The organism is Leclercia sp. LSNIH1 (assembly GCF_002902985.1).
Lineage (GTDB): Bacteria > Pseudomonadota > Gammaproteobacteria > Enterobacterales > Enterobacteriaceae > Enterobacter.
Map to the genome: position 1 here is coordinate 1,333,753 of NZ_CP026167.1, position 20,552 is coordinate 1,354,304.

A 20,552-nucleotide genomic window follows, 5' to 3' on the forward strand; every position below is an offset into this window, starting at 1 on the left:
CTCCCTTGAAAGTCATTAGCGGCATATGGCATCAATTTGATTAACTCCACTGACACCCTCTTCCCTTGCCGATAAATCAAATGATGCACGGCATTGCTGAGCGGTGCTTTCTCCCCACTTGACATCGAGAATACCGGTTTGCTTAAGGCCAGAAAAGTAAACCATGCCAGCATCACCCACTATGTTAGTTTGCTTGCTAATATCATTTAACAACAATGCAATGGCACCAAAAGGAACGTTTTTACCATCATTTGTTTTAAGATGGATAAAAGCACGCTGCCCAATTTTTCCTGAATAATTTGTGCGCACTATAGCTCCGCGGGTGGGTACCACCGTTTGAGTTGTTTCCGGTAATTCCATATTATCAGCCAACGTTGAGCTATCCAGCGTAATATCAGTCCGGCGGTAAGGCGTTACATATGGAACAATTGCATAGCCGCGATAATCTGTAGAAATGGTGGCATCGTTAGTCAGTTTTACATCATTTAACCCAGGTGCTTTTACCAGAACTGCAGCGTCGGTTATATTCTGACCAAAAGTGAGGCCATCAGCATGGGCAATAACGCTTCCGCTGGCACCATAATCAATACGCTGACTATTACGATTATAGCTATAACCCGCGTTAATACTACCTCGTGAGCCGTTATAGGTTGCGCGCATATCGCCGCTATAGTAATCCTCTCGGTTGCTGTACCCCTGCTGAATACTCCACTCCAGGCTATCATTTTCGAGCCCGATACCACCGATAGCGACAGATTGATCAGTTGAGCCGGGATTACTGTTGGTTAACTGATAGCTGGTATAGGTGCCAGGCAGCCAGTTACTCAGAGGAACAGTTACTGTCAGATTTACCCGCTGGTCGTCCTGAGCATCTTTGCCTGAACTGTTGCCATTCCAGGTATAGCGGTTATAACTGTAACCGAGATAATAAGTAATGCTGTTCCAGCCACCGTTATAGCCGATGCTTATCGATTTGTTGGTGCGCTTATTATCCCAATAATCTTCAATAAGTCCGCTGATTGATAAACTTCCCAGGCCTTTTCCTAAGTTTTGGTTTACTGTCAAATTTGTTCTGTTGCGCAGTGCGCGGCCAGCTGAGTAGCTACCGTCATTAGAATAGGTATCCAGCACATCAGTTAATGTATTGAAACCTTTTGTAGAGTAACGATAACCCGCAATGGTAATGTTAGTCCCTGTTTCAATAATGTTTTTACCGTAGCGTACCCGCCAAGATTGCCCGGATGTTTTTTCCTGGTCGCGTTTTTTTGACCATGCCTGGATAACATCCACAGAGATGGCACCGAGATCGCCAAGATTATAACCAAGGCCTGCTGAAATGGACTGGTAATGTGAAGAGAACTGGGTTCCCCCATAAACTGTTGTACTACTGGTCGCCCCATAGCTGGCCGTGGCTTGGGTAAACGGTGTTTCATCAACACTGTTATCGTAGGGACGGTATTTACCTGAGGTAATTTCATACTCAACTTGTTTTTCACGAAGCATCAGCGGGAGCGTCGCAAATGGCACGACAAAGTTTTGTGTTGTACCATCGGATTCTTCGACAGTGACATAGAGATCGCCGCTACCACCGCTGGGGTACATGTCGGTAATCTCGAAAGCTCCAGGTGCGACGTAAGTCTGATACACCTGGTAGCCGTTCTGTTTAATCACCACACGGGCATTGGTTTTTGCGATACCGCGTACGATCGGCGCATAACCACGCATACTTTCTGGTAGCATGCTGGTATCTGTCGCTAATTGCAGGCCTGTAAAGGGAACGCTATCAAAAATGTTAGACAGTGAAGAGCTTTCCCCGATTACCAGATTACTGTTAAGTGAACGGATACTGCGTTGCATATAAAGATAGGCAGAATCCCAGGCTCCCTCATCACTACGGGTTTTATTCCAGGTACTGAGATTGCGGATACGCCATGCCCCTACATTCAGCCCGGACTGTAGGTTCAGGCTATAATATTCATCCTTGGACTCAAGATCCTCTGAACCGCTGAACTGATAATTCACCAGCAGCGCATTGATGCCGTCATCAAATTGCTCTGGAGGTATATATCCCTGAGCGGTTGTAGACATCGCAGCCTGGGGGATCGAAATATTAAGCCGCTGTGTTGCAAAGTCGAATACGGTTTCAGTATCAGGAATTACATTAAGGTTGGCGCACCCTTGCTTATTTTCCTGTAAAGCGGGAAATGAACTCACTTTGACGCCATACCTGGATAACATCTCCAGGCTTAAACAAGGGGCAAGTTTAAGTTGGTCGTCATTAGCGTTGGCATTGCTGTCAATAACAAAATTAATGCTTTTTGTCTCAAGGTAACGACCATTAAAGATGATATCTACACGGTACTCCCCTGGTGCCTGGGCATGTCTGTTCTGAAAAACTGATAAATCTGGAATATCTAAGGGACTGCCATTATTTGCAGAGTTAATAAATGCGGGATCAAAGAAATCGCGTGCATATGCCTTATTGTTTAATTCGTGGTACAACGCACAAAGCATTGCCAAACACAGAGTTGATAACTTTAATAGCCCTTTATTTTTATTTTTCATAGACACATCCCTTTTTATTGCTAACATCTATCACAAAGGTGAAGAGTATAAAGATCCTGCTCCGCCATAATCATTTACTATCTTCCAGCTAATACTGGATGCATTGATGTCTTTAATATCAATTTTCTTAGTCGAGAATGGCGATATTGTTCTCACATCAAGGTTTATATCTGTATTTCCAAGCTTAACCATATTAAAGTAGTAAAAAAATGGAGTAGGATTCTTAAGCGTTATGGTTTTACCGGACTTACGCCATTCCAGTTTTTTTGCTTCAGTGTTCGGCGATAAACTATTTATTGATTTCGGCCGATAAATGAGGCGCATACGATGACGAACTGCAAGCTGAATGGTGTTATTATTAGCATAGGTATTATCAGAAGGGGGAATCGCCATCACGTTGAAAAAGAATAAAGATTCGCGGTCATCTGGTGCATCAACTTTAGTTGTAGCAAAAAGACGTACCGTATTTTGCTGTTTAGCTTCCAGACGAAACAACGGAGGAGTGGCTAGAAATGAAGGTGATTTCCCTGCCGGAGTCTCAACCCATGATTTAATTAAATAAGGCATGTCATCTTTGTTTTCAATTTGTGCGGTGATTTCACGCGAACCTTCTTTGTAAAGATAGCGAGTTGACTCAATTACAATGCCAGCATGAGCGAGATTACTTACTAATAATGTGCACGCCAGGTTAACGATAAATAGAATAGTTCTGAGCATACGGATTTCTCAAACAGAGAGAGCCTGAGCGCATACGCCCAAGCTCTAAAAGGATATTACTTGGTGGTGTAATCGATAGTAAAGGTTGCTACACCTTTAACCGGACCTTCAGTGACAGAAGTTGTTGAGTTAACTTTTACATAACCGGTGGTATAGTTCAAATAGGTCACTTTACCAGCCGTGTAAGATTCATTCATAACATTACCATCGAAGGATACGCGGGAACCATCGCTAACCTTCTGAATACCAATGCCGATACCAGCAGCGCCGTTTTCTGCAATATTGTCCAGGATGTCAGCGCTTGAACTGGTAGTACCGGTTACGGCAACGGTCAGGCCATTTACGTTGGAAGCATTCGAGCTGCCCAGAGCACAGTCTTTAACTTCAAAACCGAACTTCTGTGCTTTAAACAGAGTATTTGCTGCCTGTCCATTTGCTTCACTTGTGGTGACAGTAGCCAGACGAACAATACCGTTGTTCAGGGTACCAGTCGGAGTCACGACGCAAGAAGTAGAGGAGTCAGAAACTTCACCAAGAACAGTCACTTCTGCATTGTTAATTGCCAGAGCCTGTGCGCTTACAACTGCAGAAGCAGCAACCATTACAGCTACGATTGTTTTTTTCATTTGTTTAATCCATTTAAAAGTACTAGGGTCCTAAATAGTTGCCAGCCTTACGGTTATCGTTATTAAGATAATAACTAATACTAATAACAATTTTTATTAATACTAACGTGGTTGACACTATAGTTACTTGCTTGCCATTCCATAAAGCACAAATCGTGTTCGAAACACGTATACTGTTGCCCGGTGGAAGCTACATAAATTAAAAATGTTCTCTCCAAAAAAAGCATGTGAATGTTTCATCATTTTACTTTCGCAATGGTGATTCATATTGTGTTTAGCCAAGGTGAAGAAGGAGATGGTTAATGTGAAATCAGAATTATCATTTTTATCTGGATGTGATAATCTTCATTCATATAAGCCAAAGCACATGCACCTGGTGTTTAAAGTATCTTTTTTCAAAGAGTTATGCATCTATCATGGTTCATGTTTATGGTTTTTGGTGATGTATTGTTATTTTGCATAAATAAAGGGTAGGGAGATTCTTTATGTTATTCAATTCTTACATGATAAATGATAAAGTTATATTTAATGTGAATAAGAGTGAACTTCAGTCATTAACGGATAATGGTGTTACGGTGACCTTAAATGCGCCTACAGCGCGATGTTTGCAGCTATTACTTGATAGTTCCGGAAAAGTGATTTCGCGTGAGAAATTTTTGGATGAGGTTTGGAATGCGAGAGGAGTGGTGGTTTCAGAAAATACGTTTTACCAAAACATTTCACTCCTCAGGAAATCTTTAATCAGAGCCGGGCTCAATAACGAAATAATTATAACGGTAAGAAGACGTGGTTTTGTTATTTCTGAAGGAACGGTAATCAAAATGCTTCCTCCAGACGAGAAGGCAAGTTCTGGGGATCAAATTCTTCATAAGAGAATTATTCAGGATGTAAATAAAAGTCAGTTGCTAGCAATACAAACGGGATTACCAAAGAAAAAAATGGAGGGTTATTCATATAATATATCAAAGCTTTCAGTAAAACTGTCATTTTTAACACTTGTATTAATGGGGTTTATGACAGTAGCTAATATAATAATATTTTTCATTTAAATGAAGGGGGAATGATTTTATAGAAGCTTGTGAGGATCTTTTTTATTATTTATCCCAAGTGTTAATGTGACTGTTTTAAAAACCCAAAGCATGAGATCCCGCTTTTTAACGGGGTGGAGCGTGCGTCGGATGGTGTTACGTTTGAGGCTGCAGGTTGTGGGAGTGCACTTTCTTACTATTGCCTATTAGTGCAAACCCCAATTCCGAACCTTTCATAAACTTTTTTGCTGAAGTGAAGATAGCATCAACGGATATTGCCCACTGTTTCATATGATGGGTCCTTTTTAATAATATTCAGCCAGCCCCCATACTTCTGAAAGGAGATAGGGGGCTACCGGTATTTGTTACGGCCGAAAGAAGGCTCAGGAACGCTGCTTCAGGCCCAAATCCAGCGGCGTCTTACTGGGCTCCCCCCCAATCTCACGCGCCAGCTTAGGCACCATATAACCGGACACCAGGGTTAACAATTCACGCATTATGGCGCGCGCTTCTTCATCATCGACCATAAAGTGCGCCGCACCCTGCACCTTATCCAGTACATGGATGTAATAGGGCATTACCCCGGCATCAAACAGGGCATTACTCAGGTCGGCCAGCGTTGCCGCACTGTTATTCACACCACGCAGGAGAACGCTTTGATTGAGTAATGTCACGCCAGCACGTCGCAGTTTTGCCATTGCAGCCCGAAACGTATCGTCAATCTCGTTGGCATGGTTGATATGGTTGACCAGCAAGATTTGCAGCGAAGAACGCGCCAGCCGGTGAGTCAGCTCATCGGTAATACGTGCCGGGATCACAATGGGTAAACGGCTGTGAATGCGTAGCCGCTTGATGTGCGGGATCGCTTCCAGCTGCGTAATTAACCACTCCAGCTCATGATCTTTCGCCATCAGTGGGTCACCGCCAGAAAAGATGATCTCATCCAGCTCCGGATGAGCGGCGATGTAATCAAGCGCCGTCTGCCAGTTACGCTTGTTCCCCTGGTTATCGGCATAGGGGAAGTGGCGACGGAAACAGTACCGGCAATTTACCGCGCAGCCGCCCTTAACCAGTAACAGTGCGCGATTACGGTACTTGTGCAGTAAACCGGGCACCACGCTGTTCTGCTCTTCAAGGGGATCGGTGCTGAAGCCGGGGGCGGCGATAAACTCATCCTGCGCGGTCAGCACCTGTTTTAAAAGCGGATCGTCAGGGTTGCCTTTTTCCATTCGCGCAACAAAAGCGCGGGGAACACGCAGCGCAAACAGACGTTTTGCGTCACGCCCGGCAAGGAGTTTTTCGTCAGCGTCTACATTCAAAAGACGGAGTAGTTCATCAGGACTGGTGATTACATCGGCAAGTTGCAATAACCAATCTTCTCTGGATGGGGTGTTTAGGGTTACAATATGCGCCATTTTGTGGCTTAGCTACCAGTTAACAATTTCAGAGGGCCTTATGGCGACTTACTATAGCAACGATTTTCGTGCCGGTCTTAAAATCATGATGGATGGCGAACCGTACGCGGTTGAAGCCAGCGAATTCGTTAAACCAGGTAAAGGTCAGGCATTCGCACGCGTTAAGCTGCGCCGCCTGCTGACCGGTACCCGTATCGAGAAAACCTTCAAGTCTACCGACTCTGCCGAAGGCGCAGACGTTGTCGATATGACCCTCACCTACCTGTACAACGACGGTGAATTCTATCACTTCATGAATAACTCTACTTTCGAACAGCTCTCTGCTGATGAGAAAGCCGTCGGTGACAGCGCTAAATGGCTGCTGGATCAGGCTGAGTGCATCGTGACGCTGTGGAACGGCCAGCCTATCGCTGTGACCCCACCAAACTTCGTTGAGCTGGAAATCGTTGAAACCGATCCAGGTCTGAAGGGTGACACCGCAGGTACTGGCGGCAAGCCAGCTAAACTCTCTACCGGTGCTGTGGTTAAAGTTCCACTGTTCGTCCAGACTGGCGAAGTGATCAAAGTTGACACTCGCTCTGGTGAATACGTTTCTCGCGTGAAGTAATTCATTTCGGGATGTTGGGCGCAGCACTCTGCTGCGCCTTACCATTCTAAAGAAGGGTCATGGAAGATGTCGCGTACACTCAAAATTATCCTGATGACAATGATTGCCAGCGCTCTGCTTTCCGGCTGCAACACCGCCCGTGGTGTTGGGGAAGATATCAAAAGCCTGGGTAACGCTATTTCGCACGCCGCCTCCTGATACTTTCTACTTTTCCTAAAAATTCTTCCTTTTCCGTCACTCGTCGGGATCCTGGCTATGCTTATGTTGCTGTACACAATAACTTTGCCTAAAAAAGGAAGACATTATGCTTAAGAAAACATGTGTAGCGATCTTTTCTGTCCTGGTGCTTTCATCAGTTTTAACCGCCTGTAACACCACTCGCGGTGTCGGTGAGGATATCTCCTCTGGCGGCAGCGCGATTTCTGGCGCAGCAACTAAAGCACAGAACTAAAGCGCAGGCGTAATTTTGGGCGGTACGGTGCTGAATATCGAATCGCCGTACCCTCAGTTTACCGCTCAGGGCAGTGACAGAAACGGCGAGTACCGTGTATCCATGTGCAATTTCATGCGAATATTGCGCTTGTAGGTATAAACCGTTTTTCCATGAATCCTCAGTTTGCTGGCAATGATGTGGTTGCTGGCACCCTCCATCCATAGCATTAACACCTTCTCCTCCTGGCGCGTCAATAATGGCGTCGCAACGGGCCCAGGCTCACTGACTTCTTGGGCGGCCAACGCCTTATTAATCGTCTGTGCCAGTACGTCCAGCGGGGCCGTTTTAGGCAACGATGCCCACAAAGGAAAGGTATCCAAAAAGGCTGACATTTCAGGGTGTTCATCGGAATGAAGCGAAATGAAAGGTATCGTTTCACTGGCGTTCATCACCGAAGAGAGCTGTTGGATATGCTGAATGTCTGACGTAAAGCCTTGAAAATCGGCGATAACCAGCGCCGGTTTCCACTGCAGGATATGCTCTCTGGCAAGATAGAGATTGTTAAGGCCCGTCACCAACACGGGTGAAGGAAACAGCCCTGAATGATTGATCCACATTTCCAGGCCCTTACGGGTGTAATGACACCGGTCAATCAAGAGAATTTTGAACATTTTATATCGCAATCGGCAAAGTATGGTCGCTTCCTGCTATCAGGAAGTGCCCCATCATAAAGAAGTCGGATGAGTAATAAATGACTGAATTTCGCTGCGAATTGCGTCTATTTCCTGGCTTTAATGTCTCAACTATTGAATAAAACAAACGAGTTGAAAAAAGAATTCAAGCTCTTCACAATAGGAAATTCCTATCCCTTACAGGACGACCTGTAAGCGTTTCTTTCATCGGGGACGGCCCCAGACTGTTATTTAAGTTAAGGAGCCTAATATGTCCTGGATCATCCTTTTTATTGCCGGTTTACTCGAAGTCGTATGGGCCATCGGTCTGAAATATACCCACGGCTTTACGCGTCTCACCCCCAGCGTAATTACCGTCTCCGCCATGATTGTGAGTATCGTGTTGCTCTCCTGGGCCATGCGTTCGCTGCCTGTGGGAACGGCTTATGCCGTATGGACGGGGATCGGTGCGGTAGGGGCGGCCATTACCGGGATTTTACTGCTGGGCGAGTCTGCGAGCCTGGCGCGTATCGCCAGTCTCGCATTGATTGTTGCCGGTATTATCGGGCTGAAGCTCAGCACCCATTAATGGGTCTGCTCAACCCAGATAAACTTACTGACATCAAATCCCTGACGCGTTGCGGAATTCAGTAACGCTTGTTTCACCTCATCTGAAATCGTCGGTGTGCGGGAGAGGATCCACAGGTAGTCACGATCTGGCCCGCACACTAGCGCATGCCGGTAATCTTTATCCAGCGCAATCACGTTATAGCCGCCATAAAAGGGGCCTATGAAGGAGACTTTCAGCGCTGCGGTATCAGACGCGCCGGTAAAGTACGCCTTGCCCGTCACCTTCTGCCACATGCCGCGTGCAGGATTGTAGCCCCGGTTGATCACCTGAATTCCCCCGTCTTGCATCAGGCTGTAATTCGCCGTCACTTTTTCCAGTCCACGTTCAAAACGGTGGTCAAAGCGGGCAATTTCATACCAGGTACCAAGGAATCGCTGGACTTCAAAAGGACGAACGACCGTCACGCCCCGGGGTGGGGTAGGGGAGCTACAGGCAACAACCAGAAACGCAACGGTAACTGCGGCGATGACAGGCAGGATGCGCATAGGAATATCCTTACAGGATTTTTGTTAAGTGTAGAACCTGTCAGGAATTTTGCTCTCCCACCGGCAGGCGGGAGAGCGGGGGAGAGATCACATAAAGACGACGGCAACCAGCGTGACGACGCTCAGAATAGCCGCCAGACCGTAGAACACCCATTTACCGTTAGGCACGTGGATCTTCAGGTCATGCATGGCGTGATGGATACGGTGCAAACCGCACCACAGCGGCAGAACAATCATCAGGAAGATGAATACCCGACCAATAAAGCTGTGGGCAAAGGCCAGCACCCGCTCGTAGCTCAGCGCATCGCCAGGATAGAGCCCCAGCGGCAGCATAATGCCTACCAGCAGAATAATGACCGGCGCGATAATGGCGCACCACATGCCGCCTGCGCCAAAAAGCCCCCAGAAGAGGGGTTCATCGGAGCGTTTTGGATTTGGATTAATCACGGTGCTCTCCTTACCAGAACAGGGCTACGCCAAGAATCACCACGGTTACTACCGCAGTCACCACCCAGAGTCCTTTAATGACTGGCTCTGGCCCAAGTTTTTCGTTTTTCACGATAATATTTGCTGCTTTTGGCGCCAGTTCAAACCAGGTTTTGGTATGCAACAGCGCCGCCGCCAGTACGATGATATTGAGGATCACCACAATCGGATTCTGCAGGAATCCGACGAAACCGGCCCAGCTTTCCGGACCGTGTTTAAGGGCAAACAGGCCGTACATCAACTCAATACTGAACCACACCGCCGGTACTGCCGTGCCTTCACGCAGCATATAGAAGCGATAAAACGGCAGATTTTTCCACCAGGTGGACGGCATCGGCCGTACATAGGCTTTGCGTTTAGTCGTCATCATGCACTCCTTAGCGTGGTTTCAGGGTGGCAATAAGAAAGTCTTTCGAACTTTCCACCTTACCCTGTTGGATCGCGGCGGCCGGATCGACATGCTTCGGACAGACTTCCGAGCAGTAGCCGACAAAGGTACAGGTCCATACGCCGTTCTGGCCGTTCAGCTGCGTCATACGTTCCTTCTTGCCGTGATCGCGGCTGTCTTCGTTGTAGCGGTGCGCCAGGGTAATGGCTGCTGGCCCGATAAACTCCGGATTCAGGCCAAACTGCGGGCAGGCGGCATAACACAGACCGCAGTTGATACAGCCGGAGAACTGGTGGTATTTGGCCATCTGCGCCGGGGTCTGTTTGTTCGGCCCTTGGTCTGGCGTGCGCGGGTTACCAATGATGTACGGCTTAATGGCTTCCAGGCTTTCGATAAAGTGGGTCATGTCGACCACCAGATCGCGCTCAATCGGGAAGTTCCCCAGAGCTTCGACTTTCATGCCCTTCGGGTATTCACGCAGGAAGGTTTTACAGGCCAGCTTCGGCACCTTGTTGACCATCATGCCGCAGGAGCCGCAAATGGCCATACGGCAGGACCAGCGATAGCTCAGGTCCGGCGCCAGATTGTCTTTGATGTAGCCCAGCGCATCCAGCAGGGAGGTCTGTTCATCGTAAGGCACTTCATAGAAAGCACTGTGCGGGGCGCTATCCACTTCCGGGTTATAGCGCACCACTTCGACTTTCAGGGTTTGCATCTCAGCCATTCGCCGTCTCCTTCTTATCGGCTGCTTCCGCTTCTGCCCCGTAAACGCGTTTCGCCGGTGGCAGCGTGGTGATTTTCACGTCGCTGTAGTCCAGACGGGTCGTGCCGTCCGCATCGCGATAAGCGAGGGTGTGCTTGAGGAAGTTCACGTCGTCACGCTCGGTGCAGCCTTCGTCCAGACGCTGATGCGCGCCGCGCGACTCTTTACGCGCCATGGCGGAGTGCGCCATACATTCGGCCACATTCAGCCCGTGGCCCAGCTCAATGGTGTAGAGCAGATCGGTGTTGAAGACGCTGGAGGTATCCGTCACCCGCACGCGTTTGAAGCGCTCCTGCAACTCAGCCAGCTTATCGATGGTTTTCTGCATCAGCTCCGGCGTACGGTAAATTCCGCAGCCCTCTTCCATAGAGAGTCCCATCTCATCGCGAATCTTCGCCCAGTTTTCGCTGCCTTCCTGATTCACCAGATTTTTCAGGCGCTGCTCGACATCGGCTGCCTGCGCATCAAGCGCGGCGCCGTTCGCCTCACCAGCAGCAGCGGCGCGCGCAACGGCCTGCTCCCCGGCCAGACGGCCAAACACCACCAGTTCCGCCAGCGAGTTTGAACCCAGGCGGTTAGCCCCGTGCAGGCCAACGGAGGAGCATTCGCCCACTGCAAACAGGCCCTGAATGCGGGTTTCACACTGCTGATCGGTTTCAATACCGCCCATGGTGTAGTGTGCGGTGGGACGCACAGGAATCGGATCTTTAACCGGGTCGACGCCGACATAGGCTTTGGACAGTTCGCAGATGAACGGCAGACGTTCCAGCAGTTTTTTCTCACCCAGGTGGCGCAGATCGAGGTAGACCACATCCCCGCGCGGGGTAGAGATGGTGTTGCCTTTGCGCCACTCATGCCAGAAGGCCTGAGAGACTTTATCGCGCGGGCCAAGCTCCATATATTTGTTCTTCGGCTCGCCAAGCGGGGTTTCCGGGCCCATGCCATAATCCTGCAGATAGCGATAGCCGTTTTTATTGACCAGAATACCGCCTTCACCGCGGCAGCCCTCGGTCATCAGGATCCCGGAACCCGGCAGGCCGGTCGGGTGATACTGTACAAACTCCATGTCGCGCAGCGGAACGCCGTGCTGCAACGCCATGCCCATCCCGTCGCCGGTCACGATGCCACCGTTGGTGTTATAGCGGTAGACACGCCCGGCCCCGCCGGTCGCCATCACCACGGCATTGGCGCGGATCTGGACCAGCGTACCTTCCATCATGTTCATCGCCACCAGGCCGCGAGCCTGGCCGTCATCGACCAGAATATCGAGGACGAAATGTTCGTCGAAGCGCTGGATCTGGGGGTACTGGAGTGACGTCTGGAACAGGGTGTGGAGCATGTGGAAGCCGGTCTTATCGGCGGCAAACCAGGTACGCTCAATTTTCATACCGCCGAAGCGACGCACGTTGACGCTGCCGTCATCCCGGCGGCTCCACGGACAACCCCACTGCTCAAGCTGGGTCATTTCCGTCGGACAATGATGAACGAAATAATCAACGACATCCTGCTCGCATAGCCAGTCGCCGCCGGCCACCGTGTCGTGGAAGTGATAATCAAAGCTGTCATGATCCTGCGCGACGGCGGCGGATCCCCCCTCGGCGGCAACCGTATGGCTGCGCATAGGATATACTTTTGAAATCAGGGCGATTTTAGCGTTCGGATTAGCCTGGGCTGCAGCTATCGCTGCGCGTAATCCTGCTCCGCCAGCGCCTATAATGGCAAGATCGGCTTGAAAGGTATGCACGACATTCCTCCAGATTTTTGATATTCGCATCACGACTACCCTTGGGTAGTGCAGGGCCCAGGAGGGCAAATGCGAAGGCGATTCCACTGCTCCTTTATGGGTAACGCAGTATAGCCGCAGGGAAAGAAGGGAAATTTGACGTGTTCGATTTTTTTGCGGTTATTTCCCTTCATTTATCACTGCAATTGATGAATTGCGTCACGTAATTATTGGAGGTTATGAAAACCCTAAAATTCATTGGGCAAAATTTGTCTCCGCCCTGGGTTGCGAGTAGACTTCGTCCCCTTGTCTGAAATCGGAGAAATTCTCATGAGCGAAACGGCCACCTGGCAGCCGAGCGCATCCATCCCCAATCTGTTAAAACGCGCTGCAATTATGGCGGAGATCCGCCGCTTCTTTGCCGACCGCGGAGTGCTGGAGGTGGAAACGCCCTGCATGAGTCAGGCGACGGTCACGGATATTCATCTGGTGCCGTTTGAAACCCGTTTTGTTGGCCCTGGTCACTCTCAGGGGATGAATCTCTATCTGATGACCAGCCCGGAATACCATATGAAACGCCTGCTGGCAGCCGGGTGTGGCCCGGTGTACCAACTGTGCCGCAGTTTCCGCAACGAAGAGATGGGGCGTCATCACAATCCGGAATTCACCATGCTGGAGTGGTACCGTCCGCACTATGACATGTACCGCCTGATGAACGAGGTGGACGACCTACTGCAACAGGTGCTGGAGTGCCCGGAAGCCGAAACGCTCTCTTATCAGCAGGCTTTCCAGCGTCATCTGGAGATTGATCCGCTCTCGGCTGACAAAACGCAACTGCGTGAAGCGGCAGCGAAACTGGATCTCAGCAATATTGCCGATACCGAAGAAGATCGCGACACGCTGCTGCAGATGCTCTTTACCTTTGGTGTTGAGCCGCAGATTGGCAAAGATCGTCCGACCTTCGTCTATCACTTCCCGGCAAGCCAGGCGTCACTGGCGCAAATCAGCACGGAAGATCACCGCGTGGCGGAGCGCTTCGAGGTTTACTTTAAAGGTATTGAACTGGCGAATGGTTTCCATGAGCTGACCGATGCCCGGGAGCAGCAACAGCGTTTCGAACAGGATAACCGCAAGCGTGCCGCACGCGGCCTGCCGCAACAGCCTATCGACCACAACTTACTGGGTGCGTTAAAAGCGGGCCTGCCGGACTGCTCCGGTGTGGCGCTGGGTGTCGATCGTCTGGTGATGCTGGCGCTGGGCGCCGAGCAACTGGGTGATGTGATTGCGTTTACGGTAGATCGCGCCTGAGATGTTGTTTGCCCGGCGGCGCTGCGCTTGCACGGGCCTACGGATTTTGTAGGCCGGGTAAGCGTAGCGCCACCCGGCATTTGCACTACAAACTCCCCGCCGGGCGCTGCTTCGCCGCCGACGTCAACGTTCTTCCCGTCTTACGTCCATCCAGCGTTTCCAGGCGCATCTGGAACGGTGGGAACGGCATATCGATGCCGTGTTCACGGAAGCCCGCCAGAATCAGCTGGTGGATCTCATGACGCAGCGGCATACGATGGCCCATCTCCGCCGCGTAAATACGCAGTTCGAAAATCTGGATCCCCTGCTGTAAATCCACCAGGAACACTTCCGGCTCCGGGGTGCTGATCACCAGCGAGCAGCGCTCGGCCGCCGTGTAGAGGATCTGCGTTACCTCTTCGCTGTTGGCATCCGACGGTGCCGGCACGGTCAGGACCACACGCGTGACGGAGTCAGACAGCGACCAGTTAATAAACTGCTCGGTGATAAACGCCTTGTTTGGCACGATGATCTCTTTGCGGTCCCAGTCGCTGATGGTGGTAGCGCGGGTGTTGATTTTGGTGATGCTCCCGGTCAAATCGCGGATCGTCACGGTATCGCCAATACGAATCGGCTTTTCAAACAGGATGATCAGGCCGGAGATAAAGTTGGCGAAGATCTCCTGCAAACCAAACCCGAGCCCCACCCCGAGCGCAGCCACCAGCCACTGCAACTTCGACCACTCAATGCCGATCATCGAGAAGCCCACCAGCCCGCCAAAGAGCATCAGCAGGTATTTGGTGATGGTGGTGATGGCGTATCCGGTTCCTGGGGTCAAATCCAGATGCTGCAACAGGGCCAGCTCCAGCAGCGCCGGGAAGTTCCGGATCAGCTGGGTGGTGATGATGAAGACCAGAATGGCAATCAGGACTGCGCCGAGCGTAATCGGCTCCAGACTCTCCACGCCCTGTACCGTCGAGGTTACATCCCAGAGGGTGATGTTCTCCAGGAAGCCAAACGCCGAATGAATTTCCGACCACAGGAAGATAACGGAGAGCAGGGCGATCAGCATCAGGATGGATCGTACCAGCCGCAGTGACTGGGTACTGATGGCATCCAGATCCAGCTCGGTTTCATCTACCTCTACTGCCCCCTCGGTACTGAGCATGTGAGGTGGCTCCTCTTCACCGCGCGCACGCTGGGCGAGGATTTCGGCCCGGCGGTTTTTCGCCCGGTCGAAGGCCAGGCGACGGCGCTGGATCAGCATCCAGCGGCGGATCACGTGGTAGACCACCAGCAGCAGGAACCAGATCGCTACCGACGTCTCAAGACGCGCCAGCAGCGCCTGAGCGGTGGCCAGATAGCCGACGGCCGCCGCGAGGATCGCCGCCAGCGGGGCGCCGAGCAGCAGATTCCACAGCATATGGTTGACCATGTTATCGCCGCTACCCTCTTTGTCGAGATAGAGCGGGATCCCGGCCTTCTTCAGGCTCAGCGTTACCACCGCCAGCGCACCGCAAATCAGCATAAAGCAGAGGCGACCCAGCGAGCCGGAAAACTCCCGATCGTTGAGGTTATCAAACATGATCAGCGCCATAATCAGCGGCACGATAAGCCCAATGCTCATCAGATAGTAGCGCATGGCCCGCGCCACGCGATTACGCGGCCAGCCAAAGTGGGCGACAAACAGCCCATTCGGACGCGCGAAGGTGGCGCAGATCATCACCACCCATAGCAGCGGCACGGTAGCCGTTACCCCGAAACCTATCGCCACCGCCAGCGGGTAAGGCCAGGCTTCGCGCAGGCCATAACCCAGGGTCATCCACAGCACCGGCAGCGGTGAGGCAACCAGAATCGACCAGAAAACCGTGCGCAGCGTGAGCCAGAAATGATCCTGCGTCACCTTGCCTACACGGGCGCTGGAGCGGTCAAGGAAGCGGGTGAAGTGGCGACGCGAATAAATGCTGAATCCGACCAGGATCAGCGCCCCCAGCAGCGGGAAAATCGTCTCCTTGCTGGTGAGCATCATAATGCTGGCTTTGCCAAGCTGGCTGAAGGTATCCAGCGAAATTAAGCGGCGCAGGTCCTGAACAATATCAATCGGCCAGGAGAAGGAGACGGGGCGCACGTCCGAGGTCCAGAACAGATAGCGGTGGGTCGCCTCGTTGACCTCTTTTAACGCATCTTCCAGCTGGCTGTTCGACACTTTCAGTTTGGTCAGTTCAAGCAGCAGCGTATCGCCGCCCTGCAACAGAGAGTTCAGCAGCTCGCGCTGGGTTCTCAGCTGGGCTTCCAGAATCCGGTTTTGTTCGGCGGTCAACGGCTTGCCATCCGGCTGGTGGATCTGGCGCAACTGGGGCTGCTTATTCAGTTGATCCTCAAAGCGCAGTCGCTGTACGCGCAGCTGTGCCATTTCGGTATCCAGCTGCTGCGGTTTTGGCATCTCGGGCAGACGCGCAACCTGAGCGCGCAGCGCCTCGCCCAGCAGATTCGACGAACCCAGCCACTGGGACTGTTCGCGAAGGGTATTCAGCGCCTGGCGCACCTGCAGGGTCTGACTGGTTGCCTGGCGTTGCTGCGAGGCCACCAGATCCATACGCTGCGCCTGCTGGTTAAGCGCGGCCGAAAGCTCCCGGTTGACTTTGAATTGCTCCACGATGCCGGAGGGTAGGTTCTCGCTGTTCTCCGCCAGCATCTCGGTGCTTTCCAGCGCCCGCTCAGCTTCACGCTGGCGCTGGCTGTTCAGCTGATTGCGCAGCGCCTGAAGATAAGCGTCCAGCTGCTCACCCTGCTTTTTCGCCAGCTCAGAGCGCATACGCGCCAGCTCCTGACGGTTGTTAGCCGAGAGTTGCGCCAGCTCCAGTTCATCCACCAGGGCTTTTAATCTGGCGGACTCCGCCTGCATGCCGAGATTCTGTGCCTGGTTAAGGGGGGTATTGCCGGTTTGCGCCCCGGCCCGGCGTTCAACCTCATTGAGCTGGCGGCGGGCGTCGGTTTGCTGCTGTGGCAGCTGATTCAGCGAGTCGGCGATATCCCGGGCACGCTCCTGCTCCTGCTGCGCCTGGCGGGTTTTTTCCAGTAGCTGGCTGCTGACCTGCAGGATCTCCTGGTTGAGCGCGTCAGAGGTTAAGCCCGCGGGCACCTGACGTGGCTCTTCACGGATATCGCTCAGCTGTGCGCGGAGGGTTTGCGAAAGTTTGGGGAAATTATCGATAACCTGCTGATACTGCGTGGCACGCTCAAGGGAGCCTTTACGCTCCTCAAGGGCGTTCAGCGCAGCCTGGAGCACCTCTACGGTTTCTGGCTGGGCGGGTTTTGCCGCCTTTGCCTGCTCCAGTTCTTGCGTGATTTGTTTGGTATCGGGAGCTGTCGCTGCGTAGGCCCCCATACTGAGGCACCAGGCCATCAGAAAAGTGATAATCAGGCGCACGTCAGTTTACCTTTTGCTTAGCTTACGTCTTTTTTATCGTCGACCAGTGGGCTGGCTTCGTGTTCGGCGGCAATCTCTTCTGCTGGCAGCGGCGCAGGCTCTGCATCCGTGGTGACGAAGGGCTCTGTTGATACCGCCAGCGGCTGGCCGAGCTTGGTCACGGACAGGCTTTCAAGCTGCTCTACCAGCTTCACTTTACCCGGCGCAAACAGGTTGATAACGGTGGAGCCGAGCTTGAAGCGGCCCATCTCCTGGCCTTTAAGCAGCGCTACGGAACCTTCGCTTTCGCCCGCAGGCCACGTCCAGCGTTTGATGACCCCTTCACGCGGCGGCGTAATGGTGCCCGCCCAGACCGTTTCGATACTGCCGACAATGGTCGCACCCACCAGAATTTGCGCCATTGGGCCAAACTCGGTGTCGAACAGGCAGATAACGCGCTCGTTACGGGCAAAGAGGTTCGGTACGTTTTGCGCGGTGAGGTGGTTAACCGAGAAGAGATCGCCCGGTACGTAGATCATCTCGCGCAGGATACCGTTGCACGGCATATGCACGCGGTGGTAGTCGCGTGGCGACAGGTAGGTGGTAGCAAAGGTCCCGTTGCGGAACAGATCCGCCATCAGGTAGTTACCGGCCAGCAGGGCTTCCAGGCTGTAGTTGTGGCCTTTAGCCTGCAAAATTTTGTCGTTTTCGATAGCACCCAACTGGCTGATCACGCCGTCGGCAGGCATTACCAGCACGTTCGGGTCAGTGTTCAGGGGGCGTACTTCATCGCGCAGTGGGCGGACGAAGAAATCGTTGAAGGTGCGGTAGCTTGCCGTATCCGGCTTCTGCGCTTCCTGCATATCGACCTTGTAATATTTCACGAACAGATCGATTACCAGCTTAGTCAGCCAGCCCGCTCGTTTGCTTGCGCCCCAGCCCGCCAGGCGAGTGAGCCACAGTTTCGGCAGAATGTATTGAAGCGAAAGTTTAAATGAGTTTAACAAGGTAGCCTCCAGGCCATTGTTTTGTCGTTCCTGAGCCGGCTGTTAAACAGCCGGAACCTGAAAAAAGGGGACGATTTTAGCGACGCTTAGCTTAGTTGTCAGTCATCAGATTCAGAAAAGCTTTTACGTGTTTTTACCTGAGCCATGCTTTCGAGAATGCGGTGGTAGTTTTCAAAACGGGTTTCCGCAATTTCACCGTTTTCGACCGCTTCACGAATGGCGCAGCCCGGGTCGTTGTCATGCTTACAGTCGCGATATTTGCACGCGCCTAAGTAGTCGTGGAATTCGACAAAACCGTTAAAGATTTGTTCCGGTTCAAGATGCCAAAGACCAAATTCACGTACCCCAGGGGAGTCGATCACATCGCCGCCGTGCGGGAAGTGATAGAGGCGTGAAGCGGTAGTCGTGTGCTGGCCAAGACCCGAGGTGTCGGAGACATCGTTAGTCAGGATCTCCTGCGGCAAGCCAAGCAGATTATTCAGCAGGCTGGATTTGCCCACCCCGGACTGGCCCGCAAAAATGCTGATGCGGTCGGTCAACGCCTCTTCAAGCGGCTTCAGGCCATCCTGAGTGCGGCTTGAGACCATCAGTACGCGATAGCCAATCTTGCGATAGATATCCATCTGCTCGTTAACAAATGCGGTGCCTTCGGCGTCGAGCAGATCAATCTTATTCAGGACGATCAGCGGCTCAACCTGCAGGGTTTCACACGCGACGAGATAACGGTCGATAATGTTCAGCGACAGTTCGGGCAGAATGGCCGAGACAATGACAATCTGATCGATATTGGCGGCAATCGGTTTTACGCCGTCATAAAAGTCGGGGCGGGTTAATACCGACGAGCGCTCGTGCACGGCTTCGACGATACCTTTCACCGTCACGCCTTCAGCAGCGGCTTTACCGGGGCGCCATACCACGCGGTCACCGGTTACCAGCGAGCGGATGGTGCGACGAATATTGCAGCGGTGAACGTCGCCGTCGGCAGACTCTACATCAGCATGCATACCGAAGCGGCTAATCACGATGCCTTCCGCGGGCTCGCCAAACAGGTTGTCGTCGTAGTCGACCTTCTCTGAAGTGGTTTTAAGGCGGCGCTGATGGTTGGCTTTAACGCGGCGCTGCTGCCCTTTGGAGAGTTTATTTTTACTCAATCGTGCTGGCTCCTGGTCGCCCATATTGGGCAAAACCTCTATGATACACACTAATTAATAGTAGTTAACCTGCCACGGCCGGTTATGCGAGAAGGGTGGAAAATAACATGAGTGCAGATGAAAACAATCTGATTTGGATCGATCTGGAGATGACCGGGCTCGATCCTGAGCGCGATCGCATTATTGAGATCGCCACGCTGGTCACTGACGCGAACCTGAATATCCTGGCGGAAGGGCCGACCATTGCCGTGCACCAGTCCGACGAACAGCTGGCGCTGATGGATGACTGGAACGTGCGCACCCACACCGGCAGCGGGCTGGTGGATCGTGTGAAAGCCAGCACCCAGGGCGACCGCGAAGCCGAGCTGGCGACAATCGAATTTCTGAAGCAGTGGGTACCGCAGGGAAAATCACCGATTTGTGGCAACAGCATCGGCCAGGATCGCCGCTTCCTGTTTAAGTACATGCCGGAGCTCGAAGCGTATTTCCACTACCGTTACCTGGACGTCAGCACCCTGAAAGAGCTGGCGCGTCGCTGGAAGCCGGAAATTCTCGACGGCTTTAAGAAGCAGGGCACCCACCAGGCCATGGATGATATCCGTGAGTCGGTGGCGGAGCTGGCCTACTACCGCGAACATTTTATTAATTTATAAGCGATCTTTCCGGCAGGCGTGCGCCTGCCGGGGTATAACGCTTTAAATCTGCACAATGTGACGAATATTGCAGCACTTGAACTAAATTTATAAAAAAACGCTTTTTGGGGGGTTGCAGCAGAAAGGATTTCTCGTATAATGCGCCTCCCGTAACGACAGAGAATTCATCGTTACGACAGCACAGATTTTGCGGGAATAGCTCAGTTGGTAGAGCACGACCTTGCCAAGGTCGGGGTCGCGAGTTCGAGTCTCGTTTCCCGCTCCAAATCTGTTTGCTGAGAAGTAAGACCACCAATCGCAGGATTTCAGGTTGCAACAAGGCGGCAACTGAACGAATCCTTAGAAGCTTACTAAAGTAAGTGACTAAGGTGAGTGAAGGCAGCCAACGCAGTGGCGGCTTGAAAGACGAAGATTAAGCGGGAATAGCTCAGTTGGTAGAGCACGACCTTGCCAAGGTCGGGGTCGCGAGTTCGAGTCTCGTTTCCCGCTCCAAAATTTGTTCGCAAA

20 protein-coding genes and 2 tRNA genes are annotated in these 20,552 nt (G+C 52.0%); 9 read left to right on the forward strand and 13 right to left on the reverse strand.

All coding sequences use genetic code 11. From position 1 onward, the window contains the following. Positions 1-15 precede the first annotated feature (15 nt). From C2U54_RS06710 to C2U54_RS06720, 3 genes are read right to left on the reverse strand one after another with little or no spacing between them, the layout of a single operon-like run. The gene (locus C2U54_RS06710; RefSeq protein WP_103177943.1) at positions 16-2,565 is read right to left on the reverse strand and encodes a fimbria/pilus outer membrane usher protein; all 2,550 of its coding nucleotides are present in this window, start codon (positions 2,563-2,565) and stop codon (positions 16-18) included. A gap of 30 nt (positions 2,566-2,595) precedes the next feature. Further along, positions 2,596-3,282, reverse strand: coding sequence for a fimbrial biogenesis chaperone (locus tag C2U54_RS06715; RefSeq protein WP_103177944.1), 687 nt, complete (start codon positions 3,280-3,282; stop codon positions 2,596-2,598). A 56-nt stretch (positions 3,283-3,338) separates the two neighbouring features. Then, positions 3,339-3,908: a fimbrial protein gene (locus C2U54_RS06720; protein ID WP_103177945.1), complete on the reverse strand. Its 570-nt coding sequence runs from the start codon at positions 3,906-3,908 to the stop codon at positions 3,339-3,341. 485 nt (positions 3,909-4,393) lie between these two features. Between C2U54_RS06720 and C2U54_RS06725 the strand changes: the two genes are divergently transcribed. Then, positions 4,394-4,957 carry a winged helix-turn-helix domain-containing protein gene (locus C2U54_RS06725; RefSeq protein ID WP_103177946.1) on the forward strand — a complete coding sequence of 188 codons (564 nt, stop codon included), beginning with the start codon at positions 4,394-4,396 and terminating at the stop codon, positions 4,955-4,957. Positions 4,958-5,319: 362 nt separating this feature from the next. On the opposite strand, the gene epmB is transcribed toward C2U54_RS06725, so the two are convergent. Next, a complete protein-coding gene (gene epmB / locus C2U54_RS06730) occupies positions 5,320-6,351 on the reverse strand; it encodes an EF-P beta-lysylation protein EpmB (protein ID WP_103177947.1) in 1,032 nt (343 codons plus the stop codon). A gap of 40 nt (positions 6,352-6,391) precedes the next feature. Here epmB and efp point away from each other — a divergent pair, with 40 nt between their 5' ends. From efp to ecnB, 3 genes are all read left to right on the forward strand, one after another. Continuing rightward, positions 6,392-6,958, forward strand: coding sequence for an elongation factor P (gene efp, locus C2U54_RS06735; protein WP_103177948.1), 567 nt, complete (start codon positions 6,392-6,394; stop codon positions 6,956-6,958). 93 nt (positions 6,959-7,051) lie between these two features. Continuing rightward, a complete protein-coding gene (locus tag C2U54_RS06740; protein ID WP_371816544.1) occupies positions 7,052-7,156 on the forward strand; it encodes an entericidin A/B family lipoprotein in 105 nt (34 codons plus the stop codon). A gap of 106 nt (positions 7,157-7,262) precedes the next feature. Then, positions 7,263-7,409, forward strand: coding sequence for a lipoprotein toxin entericidin B (gene ecnB / locus C2U54_RS06745; protein ID WP_103177950.1), 147 nt, complete (start codon positions 7,263-7,265; stop codon positions 7,407-7,409). Between the two features lie 65 nt (positions 7,410-7,474). On the opposite strand, the gene C2U54_RS06750 is transcribed toward ecnB, so the two are convergent. Further along, positions 7,475-8,062: a helix-turn-helix transcriptional regulator gene (locus tag C2U54_RS06750; protein WP_103177951.1), complete on the reverse strand. Its 588-nt coding sequence runs from the start codon at positions 8,060-8,062 to the stop codon at positions 7,475-7,477. Between the two features lie 271 nt (positions 8,063-8,333). On the opposite strand from C2U54_RS06750, the gene sugE reads away from it, so the two are divergent. Continuing rightward, a complete protein-coding gene (gene sugE / locus C2U54_RS06755; protein WP_014882209.1) occupies positions 8,334-8,651 on the forward strand; it encodes a quaternary ammonium compound efflux SMR transporter SugE in 318 nt (105 codons plus the stop codon). Here sugE and C2U54_RS06760 read toward each other — a convergent pair. From C2U54_RS06760 to frdA, 5 genes are all read right to left on the reverse strand, one after another. Continuing rightward, complete coding sequence (locus C2U54_RS06760) at positions 8,648-9,178, reverse strand: lipocalin family protein (RefSeq protein ID WP_103177952.1); 531 nt, start codon at positions 9,176-9,178, stop codon at positions 8,648-8,650. The two genes, sugE and C2U54_RS06760, sit on opposite strands and share 4 nt — an antisense overlap. Before the next feature lie 87 nt (positions 9,179-9,265). Beyond that, positions 9,266-9,625: a fumarate reductase subunit FrdD gene (gene frdD / locus C2U54_RS06765; protein ID WP_103177953.1), complete on the reverse strand. Its 360-nt coding sequence runs from the start codon at positions 9,623-9,625 to the stop codon at positions 9,266-9,268. Positions 9,626-9,635: 10 nt separating this feature from the next. Then, complete coding sequence (gene frdC, locus C2U54_RS06770) at positions 9,636-10,031, reverse strand: fumarate reductase subunit FrdC (protein ID WP_103177954.1); 396 nt, start codon at positions 10,029-10,031, stop codon at positions 9,636-9,638. A 10-nt stretch (positions 10,032-10,041) separates the two neighbouring features. Then, positions 10,042-10,776 (reverse strand): succinate dehydrogenase/fumarate reductase iron-sulfur subunit, encoded by a 735-nt coding sequence (locus tag C2U54_RS06775; RefSeq protein ID WP_103177955.1) that lies wholly within the window; start codon positions 10,774-10,776, stop codon positions 10,042-10,044. After that, positions 10,769-12,559, reverse strand: a complete 1,791-nt coding sequence (frdA, locus tag C2U54_RS06780) for a fumarate reductase (quinol) flavoprotein subunit (RefSeq protein WP_103177956.1) — start codon at positions 12,557-12,559, stop codon at positions 10,769-10,771. Before frdA ends, C2U54_RS06775 begins: the two co-directional genes overlap by 8 nt. Positions 12,560-12,868: 309 nt before the next feature. On the opposite strand from frdA, the gene epmA reads away from it, so the two are divergent. Further along, positions 12,869-13,846: an elongation factor P--(R)-beta-lysine ligase gene (gene epmA / locus C2U54_RS06785; protein ID WP_103177957.1), complete on the forward strand. Its 978-nt coding sequence runs from the start codon at positions 12,869-12,871 to the stop codon at positions 13,844-13,846. Positions 13,847-13,931: 85 nt separating this feature from the next. On the opposite strand, the gene mscM is transcribed toward epmA, so the two are convergent. The 3 genes from mscM to rsgA all read right to left on the reverse strand — a co-directional run bounded on the left by mscM (position 13,932) and on the right by rsgA (position 19,392). Further along, entirely contained in the window at positions 13,932-17,255 is a 3,324-nt protein-coding gene (gene mscM / locus C2U54_RS06790; RefSeq protein ID WP_103177958.1) for a miniconductance mechanosensitive channel MscM, read from the reverse strand. A 17-nt stretch (positions 17,256-17,272) separates the two neighbouring features. Further along, positions 17,273-18,241, reverse strand: a complete 969-nt coding sequence (asd, locus tag C2U54_RS06795; RefSeq protein ID WP_103177959.1) for an archaetidylserine decarboxylase — start codon at positions 18,239-18,241, stop codon at positions 17,273-17,275. 98 nt (positions 18,242-18,339) lie between these two features. Continuing rightward, positions 18,340-19,392 (reverse strand): small ribosomal subunit biogenesis GTPase RsgA, encoded by a 1,053-nt coding sequence (rsgA, locus tag C2U54_RS06800; RefSeq protein WP_168191995.1) that lies wholly within the window; start codon positions 19,390-19,392, stop codon positions 18,340-18,342. Between the two features lie 107 nt (positions 19,393-19,499). Between rsgA and orn the strand changes: the two genes are divergently transcribed. The 3 genes from orn to C2U54_RS06815 all read left to right on the forward strand — a co-directional run bounded on the left by orn (position 19,500) and on the right by C2U54_RS06815 (position 20,537). Further along, positions 19,500-20,045: an oligoribonuclease gene (gene orn / locus C2U54_RS06805; RefSeq protein ID WP_039028434.1), complete on the forward strand. Its 546-nt coding sequence runs from the start codon at positions 19,500-19,502 to the stop codon at positions 20,043-20,045. Positions 20,046-20,234: 189 nt separating this feature from the next. After that, positions 20,235-20,310: transfer RNA gene (locus tag C2U54_RS06810), tRNA-Gly, on the forward strand. A gap of 151 nt (positions 20,311-20,461) precedes the next feature. After that, a tRNA-Gly gene (locus tag C2U54_RS06815) sits at positions 20,462-20,537 on the forward strand. Positions 20,538-20,552 lie beyond the last annotated feature (15 nt).

What these genes read in the sequence shown, in the direction of transcription:
- C2U54_RS06710 (WP_103177943.1), bottom strand. Translation starts at nt 2,565, where the DNA reads ATGAAAAATAAAAATAAAGGGCTATTAAAGTTATCAACTCTGTGTTTG.
- C2U54_RS06715 (WP_103177944.1), bottom strand. Translation starts at nt 3,282, where the DNA reads ATGCTCAGAACTATTCTATTTATCGTTAACCTGGCGTGCACATTATTA.
- C2U54_RS06720 (WP_103177945.1), bottom strand. Translation starts at nt 3,908, where the DNA reads ATGAAAAAAACAATCGTAGCTGTAATGGTTGCTGCTTCTGCAGTTGTA.
- C2U54_RS06725 (WP_103177946.1), top strand. Translation starts at nt 4,394, where the DNA reads ATGTTATTCAATTCTTACATGATAAATGATAAAGTTATATTTAATGTG.
- epmB (WP_103177947.1), bottom strand. Translation starts at nt 6,351, where the DNA reads ATGGCGCATATTGTAACCCTAAACACCCCATCCAGAGAAGATTGGTTA.
- efp (WP_103177948.1), top strand. Translation starts at nt 6,392, where the DNA reads ATGGCGACTTACTATAGCAACGATTTTCGTGCCGGTCTTAAAATCATG.
- C2U54_RS06740 (WP_371816544.1), top strand. Translation starts at nt 7,052, where the DNA reads ATGACAATGATTGCCAGCGCTCTGCTTTCCGGCTGCAACACCGCCCGT.
- ecnB (WP_103177950.1), top strand. Translation starts at nt 7,263, where the DNA reads ATGCTTAAGAAAACATGTGTAGCGATCTTTTCTGTCCTGGTGCTTTCA.
- C2U54_RS06750 (WP_103177951.1), bottom strand. Translation starts at nt 8,062, where the DNA reads ATGTTCAAAATTCTCTTGATTGACCGGTGTCATTACACCCGTAAGGGC.
- sugE (WP_014882209.1), top strand. Translation starts at nt 8,334, where the DNA reads ATGTCCTGGATCATCCTTTTTATTGCCGGTTTACTCGAAGTCGTATGG.
- C2U54_RS06760 (WP_103177952.1), bottom strand. Translation starts at nt 9,178, where the DNA reads ATGCGCATCCTGCCTGTCATCGCCGCAGTTACCGTTGCGTTTCTGGTT.
- frdC (WP_103177954.1), bottom strand. Translation starts at nt 10,031, where the DNA reads ATGACGACTAAACGCAAAGCCTATGTACGGCCGATGCCGTCCACCTGG.
- C2U54_RS06775 (WP_103177955.1), bottom strand. Translation starts at nt 10,776, where the DNA reads ATGGCTGAGATGCAAACCCTGAAAGTCGAAGTGGTGCGCTATAACCCG.
- epmA (WP_103177957.1), top strand. Translation starts at nt 12,869, where the DNA reads ATGAGCGAAACGGCCACCTGGCAGCCGAGCGCATCCATCCCCAATCTG.
- orn (WP_039028434.1), top strand. Translation starts at nt 19,500, where the DNA reads ATGAGTGCAGATGAAAACAATCTGATTTGGATCGATCTGGAGATGACC.